Genomic DNA, 11,417 nt, shown 5'->3' with positions numbered 1-11,417 from the left:
TTCTTATTCATCCGTTTTTATGGCATTTTTTGGTTTATTCAGTGCAAGACGTAATGAAATAACATGTGAGTACAATGCAGTTGAAGCATCACCTATATCCGTAAATGCATAGTCTAAATATACAGCTTTAATATGTAAACCAATACCGATGTTTGGTTGAATGGTCAGTTTCTTTGAGTCGTCGAAGTTCTTAATATACTGCATGTTGGAGATTCCACCTCTCAGAGTAACCAGATCCTTGAACCCGAATGCAATTCCGATGTGCGGATCAAAACTCACAACATCTGTTTTCAGAATGGTATTTCTTTTACCGTCGGTAGTAATGTCCAGGTCTAATTCCCCGGAAGCATAAATTCCTTTTTTGCCAAGTGGTTGCTTGTAATAGGTTCCCAGGATCACACGTGGAAGTGTCAGCTCTAAACCATTACTAGGCAATTCATTTCCGGTTAGTGTAAATACTTCTTTGGTTTGATCGTCTAGAGTGAAAATCCAGGCGTTGAATGTAGAAGTTACATCTCGGATCACAGCTCCGAACTTCAGGCGCTCGTTTTTTTCATAGGTAAGTCCCGCATCTAATCCGAATCCCCAGGATTTGGCGAAATCACCTACTTTGCGATAGATTACTTTGAAGTTTCCTCCCAATGACAATCCCGGAATTTTGGTTTTACGGGCATATGAAAGTAAAAATGCATAATCCGCGGCGGTAAAAGTCGTGATCTTGTCGTAATCGATTCTTCCTTCGTTGTCGATAAGTTGAGTGGTATTTGGAATATCATCCACTGCAAAACGAATGATGGATAAACCAACGGCACTTTTCTCATCGATCTGGTGCGCCAGACCTAAGTAATCATACTTGGCGATTCCAGCAAAATACTCGGAATGCATCAGGCCAATATCCAGCCATTTGTTCGTTCGTGTTAATCCCGCCGGATTCCAGTAGCCACTGTTAACGCCGCTGGTTTGCGCTACAACAGCATTGGAAAGCCCAAGAGCATCAGCTCCGATTCCGATCGCTAAAAATTCATTCGAGTATTTGGGTGCTACAGAACCTTGTCCAAAGGAAAATAAGGTGCAGAAAAATAAGCAAACAATTAGGTAAAATTTCATAGTATACAAGTTCCTTACGAATGCTTTAACTGCATCTTTTATAAAAAATTGTGTGTCCGAATGGTTTATTCATAAAATCGAAGTGTAAATTTACACCTTTTCGAACTTTTAGACTAACAAAATATTCATTCCCCAGATGAAAATGTTCAATATCCCTAATTTAATCACTGCCAGTAATATGCTGTGCGGAGTCTTTGCCATTATTTTAGCTTTTGCAGGAAGAATCGATATCGCTCCCTATTTTATTTTCCTGGCAGCCATCCTGGATTTCTTTGACGGATTTGCAGCACGGCTTTTGAAACAGCAAGGCGAATTGGGTAAACAACTGGATTCCCTGGCGGATATGATTTCGTTTGGTTTGGCTCCGGGGATAATAATGTTCGTTTTAATACTCCTTGAACAAAATGATATCAATAGGTTGTTTGAGGATACTGTATCGTTGAATCTTTCAGTGGGGGTCCATCTTTCTGGCCTGGTAAATTTTCAGCTTGAGAATAAGCTACCGTTCTTAGCTCTAATCATCCCATTCTTTTCCTTATTCCGCCTGGCAAAATTCAATATTGATACCCGTCAGTCGGAATCGTTCATCGGTCTGCCAACTCCTGCAAACACGATTTTCTTTATGGCGTTTCCATTGTTATTGTCACGATATGGAGGAACAACCGGTTGGGAACACGACCTGATCATGTGGTTAATACAGCCGATTGTTTTGATCCCGATCATTGTGATTATGTCGCTTCTTTTGGTGTCGGAACTGCCTTTGTTTGCACTGAAATTCAAGCACTTCAAGTGGAAAGGGAATGCAACCCGCTACATTTTCTTAATAAGTTGTGGAATACTTATTTCAACTTTATTGATTTGGTCCATTCCAATTATTGTACTTTTGTACCTGTTATTATCATTTATTCAACACATTCTTCGAAAAAATCGAACGCATGAAATTCAAAGCTGAAATCGATGTGATGCCATTAGAGGCATTGTTAGACCCTCAAGGAAAAGCAGTTACTAACAGTATGCCGACAATTGGTTTGCCTGAAATTACAGGTGTACGAGTTGGAAGACATGTACGTCTTTTTGTGGACGCGCCTTCTAAAGAGGTAGCAACAGAGAAAGTGGAATTGGCTTGTAAGAAATTACTTTCAAACCAAATCATGGAAAGTTATTCGTATACGGTAGAGGAGGCGTAAGCCATGAACCGATACTTAGGTAAAAATCACATTGGTTATCAGGTAAGTGCTCTTGGTAACCATGTTTTTTTTGGAATAGATCCAAGAACGAATCAGAAGTTTGAAACGGCTTTTCACCAGGCGTCTGCTGAAGAAGTGGATGCTGCTCTTACCAAATCAAAAGAAGCATTTGAGCAATACCGCTTGATCTCGATTGAAAAAAGAGTTCGCTTTCTGAAAGCAATTTCGGAAAAACTGAAAGCGAATAAGGATTTGCTCATTCATTGGTTTTGTGCTGAAAGCGGTTTGCCGAAAGATCGTGCAGAGATTGAATTTACCCGTTCGTGTTTCCAGTTTGAATATTATGCCGAAGCGGTTGAAAGCGGGTACGCTCTCGAAATTAAACTGGATCCGGCAAACCCGGAACGCAAACCAAATCCCAGACCATCACTCACCAAATTAAATATTCCGGTCGGACCGGTTGTGGTTTTTGGAGCCAGCAATTTTCCTTTTGCATATTCTGCTTTAGGAGGAGATGTGGCTTCTGCTCTTGCTGCAGGTTGTTCGGTTATCGTGAAAGCTCACGCAATGCATCCGCATACAAGTTCCATTTCGGCTCAATTTATTTTGGACACTGCAAAAGAACATAACATGCCGGATGGAATTCTGTGTCATTTGTTGGCAGAGGATTTCACGGTCGGACAGTTCCTGGTTCAGGATCTGCGTGTAAAAGCGGTCGGATTCACAGGAAGTATCGGCGGCGGAATGGCACTTCAGAAATTGATTAACGAACGGAAAGAACCAATTTCGTTATATGCGGAAATGGGAAGTTCCAATCCGATTGCTGTTACAAAAAGTGCTTTGCAAAAACGTTCGCCGGAAATAGCGAAACAGATCAGCGCTTCGGTTTTATTGAATGCAGGCCAGTTTTGTACTTCTCCCGGAATCCTGTTTATAGAAGAAACTGCAAATTTTTCTTCTTTTAAAGAAGAATTGGTTCGTGCTTTTTCTGAAAGTGAATTGCAGTGTATGTTGCATCCCGGCATTTCAAAGCGTTATTTGGAACGGGTAAAAGAACATGCCCTTTTGGTAAATGTAATTTTTGAAGGAAGGCACGAAGGAAACTTTATACAACCGACTTTAGCCGAAGCAACTGCTTCTCAATTCATAGCTCATCCGGAAATCCAGGAGGAAATATTTGGTTCGTACCTGACCATTGTGAAATGTCAGGATGAATCGGAGATCAAACAGTGTCTGCAGCTTTTGGAAGGACAGCTTACAACCAGTTTGTATGCTGATACGCCGGAAGAGATTGATGGTTTTCTCCCGATTCTGACCGCGAAATCCGGACGGATTATTTTGAATGGGGTGCCAACCGGAGTAGAGGTTAGTTTCGCCCAGCAGCACGGCGGACCTTTTCCCAGCAGCCTGAATTCTTACTTCACATCGGTGGGGTGGGACGCCATTAAACGCTTCCAACGACCTGTTACTTTTCAAAACTTCCCGGAAGATTTTAATTCTAAAAAGGTGAATTTCAACGGAAATAGTATTTTTTTACATTTTCTTAACGGAAAATACCAATAAACGTATTGGTGAGTCAAATTAAAAATACGTTATTTGCCATGATGAATTCCCTATCGTTCATTAGTTCTATTGTTATATTTGTATTTAAATTTTAGATTATGTCAGAATTAGAATCAGGCTCAAAGAAAAACATGACACCGGCACTAACAGCGATTATTGTTTTGTTGGTTGTTTTGTTAGGAACGATGACTTACTTATGGAGTTCAAAAAATGGTGCTTTGAAAGAAGCAACCAAGAAAAATGAAGAACTTCAGGCGGACATCGAAGAAATGAACAAAATGATGGCTCCGTTCTTAGGGAGTGAAACCACTAACGACTTGATGTCGGATTTCACGAATATGATGGATACATACGATGCGTTAATGAAGAAAGATGCATCCAAATCCGATAGCTTGAATGCTCAGAAGGATAAGATTCAAGGTTTGATAACTGAGTTGGAAACAGCAAAGAAGAATGGTCGTGTAACAGCGTCATTGATTGCGAAGTTGAAGCGTGAAAATGAAACCCTTCGTCAGATCATGATCGGTTACGTGAAGCAGATCGATCAGCTGAATACAATGAATTTGAAGTTGACTTCCGAATTGGATGAAACATCAACCCAGTTGGCTGAAACACAAAATGAGCGCGACACATACAAAGGTCAGGCAGAAGAAAGTGCAGAACAGGTGAAAAAAGGTTCGAAACTTGCCGCTTATGGTTTCACATCTACAGGTTTGCGTATGAAATTGAATGACACAACAGAGCCAACAACGAAAGCTCGCAACTGTGTTCAGGCAAAATCAACATTCACAATCGGTGAGAACAATATCGCTACAGCGGGAGATCGTGCGGTTTACATGCAGATCATTGATCCGGACGGTAAAACCTTACAGGGTCGTACGGGTGGTACAGCAAGTGCTGCTGATGGAGGAAATTTTGTTTACTCTGCAAAACGCGATATTCAATACGGAAACAAAGCATTGGACGTAACAATATTCTACGACTTCAATGGCGAAGAGCCGGTAAAAGGAAATTATAAAGTAAAAATTTACTGTGACGGTCAGGTTATCGGTTCCGATAGCTTTACTTTAAAGTAAATCAGATAAGAAATAATAGCTCCCGGATTTTTCTTAGTCCGGGAGTTATTTATTAAAAAAAGAGAGTAAACGTTGAAACGTTTTAGGTAAATTAGACCCACAGGAATCAGTTCCAAATTAAAGTTAGGTAAATGACAAATATTTTTATCGCAAATCTCGACTGGGAGATTACATCAGAAGATTTGCTAGCAACGTTTTCAGCGTTTGGTGCGGTTCACTTGGCACATGTAGTGTTTGATGCCAAGACAAAACAATCCAAAGGTTTTGGATACGTAGAAATGGAAAGTGCGGAAGAAGCTATTAATGCTATTCAGGCCTTAAACGGTTTTGAAGTAAACGGACGGAAACTGGACGTGAAAATTGCTTCACCGAAAGCAAATCGTCCAAAACCGGAGGACAAACCTAAAAAACCTGCATTCGGGAACAAGCCCGGAGGTTTCGGAGGACCCAAAAAGTTCAATAACAACGGACCAAGACAAGGTGGGCAAGGCGGCGGCGGATCTTACAGATCAAACGACCGGACCTCAAGTTATCCTAAAAGAGAGGGTGGAAGCAGTACTCCTGGTTCAGGTTCTTCCGGATCGGGTTCAAGTGCCGGATCATCATCAGGGTCAGGTGAACGTCAGATGCGTCCTCGCAGAAAATTTGATAACTAACTAGTTAAATTAAATCATGTCAGAAGCTGTCAATCAAGGTCACGTAGAAATGCGTGTAGATGAATTCGGTATTGCTACTATCGAGTTCGGACATCCCTTAAGTAATTCGTTGCCAGGACAAATTCTTCGAAAATTAGCTGAAACAATCACAGGTGCAGGAAACGATCCGGTAGTGAAAGTGATTGTATTAAGATCTGCAGGCGACAAAGCATTTTGTGCCGGGGCAAGTTTTGATGAATTGATTTCCATCAAGGACCTGGAGACCGGTAAAGTGTTCTTTTCCGGATTCGCCCAGGTGATCAATGCCTGTAGAAAATGCCCGAAATTTATTATCGGTCGTATTCAGGGGAAAGCTGTTGGAGGAGGAGTAGGAATTGCTGCTGCGGTTGATTACTGTTATGCGACGCGTTTCGGTGAAGTGAAACTTTCTGAACTTGCCGTAGGAATCGGTCCCTTCGTGGTTGGTCCGGCGGTTGAACGGAAAATGGGACTTTCTGCAATGTCTCAGTTGGCCATTAATGCTACGGAATGGAGAACAGCTGAATGGGCAATGCTGAACGGTTTGTATGCGGATGTGTTTGACGGTGAAGACGAAATGGACGAAGAAATTGCGCGTTTGGCAACAATCCTTGCAAAATCAAGCCCGGAAGCCATGGCAGAATTGAAAAAGGTCTTTTGGAAAGGAACAGAAGATTGGGATCAGTTATTGGCAGAGCGCGCCGGGATTAGCGGAACCTTGGTTCTGTCGGATTTCACCGTGAATGCGATAAATTCATTCAAGAAAAAATAATTACTTCAATCGAAATAGAGAAAGGGTATTCTTAACGGGATACCCTTTTTGTTTTAGTAGGGTTTCGAATCATTCAATTTGAAACTCAATTCATTCATCTGACTAATTTTCAAGTCGGTTACAATGAATTTTAAATAACTTTACAGTGAAAGACCCCTAAATTATGAAAACACTACTTTTAACTCTCCTTACGTTTCTCAGCCTTCAATTGAAAGCCCAAACCTGGGTTCAGGTACCCGACGCTAATTTTCAATCGTATTTAACAGCGCATTATCCGGCCTCAGCTTTTATGATTAGTGGCGGTAATTTCTTTGTGGATTCCGATCATACGGATATTCAGGTTGAGGACAGTCTGGAAATCTCTGGTTTGAATATTTCAAGTATAGATGGAGTTGAGGCGTTTGTGAATTTAATCAACTTAAACTGCTATAATAATCAAATAAGCGTATTACCCGCTTTGCCTTCTACTCTGGAATTCCTGGATTGCAGCAGTAACCAGTTAAGCAGTTTACCTGCCTTACCGGGTTCCTTGTATATTCTTCTTTGTAAGAATAACCTGCTAACAACTTTTGCTGCATTACCACCTTCATTGGTGATTTTTGGTTTCGATGGAAATCAGGTAACTACGCTGCCGGCTTTACCTTCTTCGCTTAATATATTAAGTTGTTCATATAATTTATTGACAGAATTAACAGGTTTGCCAACTAATCTGCAACAATTGATTTGTTCAAATAATCAGTTAATTAATTTACCGGTACTTCCTCCAACATTATTTTTGTTGTTTTGTGATAGCATTGGGGTGTCTACCTTACCTGCTTTGCCATCTACATTACATGGACTCACATGCAGATACAACGGGATAATAGCATTGCCCCAGCTTCCGGGTTCGTTAAATAATTTGTCTTGTGACGGAAACCAACTAACCGGGCTGCCTGCAATCCCGGCAGGTTTGGTTCATCTTGACTGTATGGATAACCAGATTCATTGCTTCGAACCTTTTCCGGTGAGCCTGATTTATTTATCGATAGAAGGAAATCCGTTTACTTGTCTCCCGAATTATATTCCTAATGTCGGCACTAACTTATTGATGTATCCTTTGTGTGATGCAAACGACCCGGTAAATAACCCCGCTGGCTGTACTGTAGCTTCGGGAATGCAAGGAACAGTATTTAATGATGTCAATGCGAATTGCATTAATACCGGTCAAGCATTGAGCTATATACCCATGTTGGTGTATGATTCGCTTGGAACGCTGATGACCTCATCAACAAGTTTGATTGACGGGAATTATTTTTTTACTGCTTCTCAAGGAACGTATGCATTAAGTATTGATACTGCAAATCTAACACCGGCGCTTCACGTTACGTGTCCGGCGGGAAATTCATCCGGTACAATAGTCTCAGCTTCAGATACAGTTGTTTCCGGCGGAGATTTTGGATTGGTATGTAACGGATTTGATCTCGGAGTGCAATCAATTGTTCATTATGGATTGGTTTTCCCCGGGCAAACACATGAACTTGCGATGCTTGCAGGAGATGTGACCGGGCAATATAATATGGATTGCGCATCCGGAATTACAGGAGAGGTGTCTGTTTCTGTTACTGGTCCCGGAACGGTTGTTTTTGGTGGTTCACCTACGAATGTTTCCGGAAACACTGCTGTTTATTCGATTGCTGATTTTGGTGCTCCGGGTGCAAATGCATTTACGGCGAGTATGCTTACAGATACTACTGCGCATGCAGGAGAAGAGTTTTGTGTCACAGTATCTGTTAATACGAATACTTCTGGAGAATTGGATGTTACAAACAATTCATACAGTTACTGTTACCAGGTTGTCAACTCCTATGATCCGAATATCAAAGAAACTTCTCCGGAAGGAGTAGAACCTGGTTATCAGGATGAATTTACGTATACCATCTATTTTCAAAATACCGGAAATGCACCGGCAATAAATATTCGTTTGGCGGATACATTGGACTTGAATTTAGATTTGTCAACATTTAAGGTGGTGAACGCCAGTCATACATTCTCAACAACTGTCAATGCTGGATCACGTTTATTAACAGTGCGTTTCCCGAATATAATGCTTCCGGATAGTGTCAGTGATCCGCAGGCTTCAATCGGTTTTATCCAATACCGTGTAAAACCAGTTGCCGGATTACTTGATGGAACAATCATTAAAAACACGGCATATATCTATTTTGATTTCAATACTCCGATTGTTACGAATACATCCGAGAATTTATTTTCTGAAACTGCTGGGTTTACGGAACTGATCGATGAGACAATTCAATTGTACCCAAATCCTTCGAACAACCAGGTTTTCATTCGCTCGGATAATACAATTGAACAGGTGATGCTTTATGATCTGAACGGAATGCTGGTGAAAACTGTTTCTCCGAATGCAAAAAACACTTCGATCAATGTATCGGGTTTGAAATCCGGAATGTATATTGCAACCGTTCAAACAAACCAATCCATAGTGACAAAACGTTTGATTGTTCGGTAATTGAGACTCTCTCACTTCTTTAAAGATATTGAAAGGTCGTAAGTGTTACTTGCGGCCTTTTTTCATGTGGTAAATTTTATGCCCTGAAGAATCTTGTAGGGTCATATACGTTTCAAGTATAGATGAAGTATGGATATAGCATGAATGAAGCATAGATATAGCGACGTTTGTATATGAATTTAACATTCAAGTGACGTATTTAACCATATATGGTTTGCTATGTAATTCGCAATTGACACAACCTAGTGCCTGATGCCTAATCACTATTGCCAGTTTACTAATAACTTATCTGCTTAGCAAAGCCAATAATGCAAAACTTGCCAGCCAGTGTTCTCCCATGTAATCGCCGTCTACGATATTAGAAAGTGAGGTCTGGATGTGCTGATCTGCAATTTGATTCAAATGCCTCAATTCCGGCAATGTTTTCGTGATTCCGTATAAACACCACGCTCTGCTGAAGTTAAGTCCATCTAAATGCACTAAATGACCATCTGAGCGATCAGAGACTTTGCCGGGCTCAAGCGTAAACTTCTTGCTGAATAATTGTGGGGCAAATTTTTTCAGCCAGCTTTTGAATTCTTCTTTGCTTAAGATCCGGCGCATAATATCGATTTCCTCGAAACCACCGGAAAGAAAGTCATAACCGCTTGGTTCCAGGTGTAAGGGATAGGATTTATCGTTGAAGTAGAAATCACGAGCTCGTTTTTCGATCACGGTTTTCAATGAATCGTTTGAATGGGCAATGGCATAATCGTATGCGAAAGTAAGCCCGAAAGCAGTGTTGATATGATCTCCGGATCGGATGGCGTAATTCAGTTTCGGCAGGAATTCAATGTATTTGCGGCAGAATAGATCGGATAAAGGTTTCAGGTTCGAACTTAGTTCTTTACCAACCGGATGGTTCCAGTTCTCTAATTCGAGCTGCAGTTTCAACAGCCAGTTCCATCCGTAAGTCCGCTCGAATGAACCGTTGTTTTTGATGCCGAAGTAAGCAATTTCTTTCTGAATGTTGTCTTTGCTGAGATTAGTCTGAAGAACCGTCAATACGGAATCGGTGATCAGTTCCGGGTATTTGCTTACTAATTTGACCATGAGCCAATGCCCGTGAACGGAAGAGTGCCAGTCGAAACAGCCATAAAAGGAAGGATGAAGTGCTGCAGGTGATTTTAAATCGCTCTCTTCATTCAGGACCTGACCCAATTTGTTCGGATATTCTTTTTGAACACATTTCATTGGTAAGCTGAGAAGCCTTTTTGCTTCTGTTAGCGAAATTTCCTGCGCCATACCGACAGATGTAATGAAAAGAAATACCCACGCTAATTGTTTCATCGTTCCTGAATTTTTCCAAATGTAGGATTATTTTTCTTCCGCTAGAGTTCCGGAATGAAATGCAAGGATTCCTGTGTAACTTTGTACCTGAACAGGAAACAGAATCATGGAGAGCCAGGCGGAAGATCGGAAAATAATTCACATCGACATGGATGCGTTTTATGCTTCTGTGGAACAAATGGATAATCCCGATCTGAAAGGTAAACCCATTGCTGTTGGTGGAAGTAAGCTGAGGGGAGTAGTTGCTGCGGCGAGTTACGAAGCGCGTAAATTCGGGGTCAGGTCGGCAATGCCAAGTTCAACGGCTGCGCGTTTGTGTCCCGAACTCATCTTTGTACGACCGCGTTTTGATCGCTACCAGGAAATTTCTTCGCAGATCAAGGCCATTTTTCATGAGTATACAGACTTGGTGGAGCCGCTCTCTCTGGACGAGGCATTCCTGGATGTCACAACCAATAAGAAGGGAATTCCGTCGGCAACCTTACTGGCAAAAGAAATTCGGGAGCGTATTTTTAAGGAAGTGGGATTAACTGCAAGTGCCGGGATTTCAATCAATAAATTCACCGCCAAAATTGCTTCGGATGTCAACAAACCTAACGGGCAATTAACGGTTCCTCCCGCTGAAGTTGAACCTTTCCTGGAAAAACTGCCGATAGAACGCTTCTTTGGTATTGGAAAAGTAACGGCTGCCAAGATGAAGGAACTGGGTGTGCGCTCAGGTAAAGATCTGAAGAAAAAAAGCATGACTTTCCTGATCCAGCATTTTGGCAAGCAGGGAACGCATTTTTATAATATAGTTCGCGGTATTCACCTGAGCCAGGTTAAGCCGGACCGGATCCGGAAGTCATTTGCCGTAGAACACACTTATTTTACTGATATTCATTCAAAACGCGAGATCCTGGAGAAACTGGAAGAAATTGCATTTGACCTGGAAAGAAGAATGGAAAAGCGCTCAATTGCCGGGAAATGTGTATCGATCAAGATCAAATATTCTGATTTCACTACCCTGACCCGTGCAAAAACCATTACGGAATATATGTGGAATAAAACCGATTTCTTTCCGCTTGTAGAAGCTTTATTGGATCTCCTTGAACTTGAAAAACCGGTTCGTTTGCTGGGAATCTCTCTTTCAAAATTGAATACGGAAGAAACTGAATCGGATCAGAGTAAACAGCTGACTTTGCAGTTTTAATAAATCAA

10 protein-coding genes are annotated in these 11,417 nt (G+C 41.3%); 8 read left to right on the top strand and 2 right to left on the bottom strand.

The window, feature by feature from the left end:
- Window positions 1-3: 3 nt before the first annotated feature.
- Window positions 4-1,107 carry a hypothetical protein gene (locus K0S23_RS17190; RefSeq protein ID WP_300359963.1) on the bottom strand — a complete coding sequence of 368 codons (1,104 nt, stop codon included), beginning with the start codon at window positions 1,105-1,107 and terminating at the stop codon, window positions 4-6.
- Window positions 1,108-1,243: 136 nt separating this feature from the next.
- On the opposite strand from K0S23_RS17190, the gene K0S23_RS17185 reads away from it, so the two are divergent.
- The 7 genes from K0S23_RS17185 to K0S23_RS17155 all read left to right on the top strand — a co-directional run bounded on the left by K0S23_RS17185 (window position 1,244) and on the right by K0S23_RS17155 (window position 8,888).
- Window positions 1,244-2,059, top strand: coding sequence for a CDP-alcohol phosphatidyltransferase family protein (locus K0S23_RS17185; RefSeq protein ID WP_300359961.1), 816 nt, complete (start codon window positions 1,244-1,246; stop codon window positions 2,057-2,059).
- The gene (purS, locus tag K0S23_RS17180) at window positions 2,043-2,294 is read left to right on the top strand and encodes a phosphoribosylformylglycinamidine synthase subunit PurS (RefSeq protein WP_300359960.1); all 252 of its coding nucleotides are present in this window, start codon (window positions 2,043-2,045) and stop codon (window positions 2,292-2,294) included. Before K0S23_RS17185 ends, purS begins: the two co-directional genes overlap by 17 nt.
- Before the next feature lie 3 nt (window positions 2,295-2,297).
- On the top strand, window positions 2,298-3,857 hold the full coding sequence (locus K0S23_RS17175) for an aldehyde dehydrogenase (NADP(+)) (protein ID WP_300359958.1): 1,560 nt from the start codon (window positions 2,298-2,300) through the stop codon (window positions 3,855-3,857).
- Between the two features lie 98 nt (window positions 3,858-3,955).
- Window positions 3,956-4,933 (top strand): hypothetical protein, encoded by a 978-nt coding sequence (locus K0S23_RS17170; protein WP_300359956.1) that lies wholly within the window; start codon window positions 3,956-3,958, stop codon window positions 4,931-4,933.
- A 131-nt stretch (window positions 4,934-5,064) separates the two neighbouring features.
- On the top strand, window positions 5,065-5,589 hold the full coding sequence (locus tag K0S23_RS17165; RefSeq protein ID WP_300359955.1) for a hypothetical protein: 525 nt from the start codon (window positions 5,065-5,067) through the stop codon (window positions 5,587-5,589).
- Between the two features lie 16 nt (window positions 5,590-5,605).
- Window positions 5,606-6,379, top strand: a complete 774-nt coding sequence (locus tag K0S23_RS17160; protein WP_300359954.1) for an enoyl-CoA hydratase/isomerase family protein — start codon at window positions 5,606-5,608, stop codon at window positions 6,377-6,379.
- Window positions 6,380-6,542: 163 nt separating this feature from the next.
- On the top strand, window positions 6,543-8,888 hold the full coding sequence (locus K0S23_RS17155; RefSeq protein ID WP_300359953.1) for a T9SS type A sorting domain-containing protein: 2,346 nt from the start codon (window positions 6,543-6,545) through the stop codon (window positions 8,886-8,888).
- Window positions 8,889-9,173: 285 nt separating this feature from the next.
- Here the strand turns inward: K0S23_RS17155 and K0S23_RS17150 are convergent, their stop codons facing one another.
- Complete coding sequence (locus K0S23_RS17150; RefSeq protein WP_300359951.1) at window positions 9,174-10,217, bottom strand: DUF2891 domain-containing protein; 1,044 nt, start codon at window positions 10,215-10,217, stop codon at window positions 9,174-9,176.
- A 106-nt stretch (window positions 10,218-10,323) separates the two neighbouring features.
- Here K0S23_RS17150 and dinB point away from each other — a divergent pair, with 106 nt between their 5' ends.
- Window positions 10,324-11,409, top strand: a complete 1,086-nt coding sequence (gene dinB / locus K0S23_RS17145) for a DNA polymerase IV (RefSeq protein WP_300359949.1) — start codon at window positions 10,324-10,326, stop codon at window positions 11,407-11,409.
- Window positions 11,410-11,417: the final 8 nt, after the last annotated feature.

The sequence above is a fragment of the Fluviicola sp. genome, from assembly GCF_029266855.1.
GTDB lineage: Bacteria > Bacteroidota > Bacteroidia > Flavobacteriales_D > Crocinitomicaceae > Fluviicola.
This window is presented reverse-complemented; position numbering and strand designations above follow the sequence as displayed.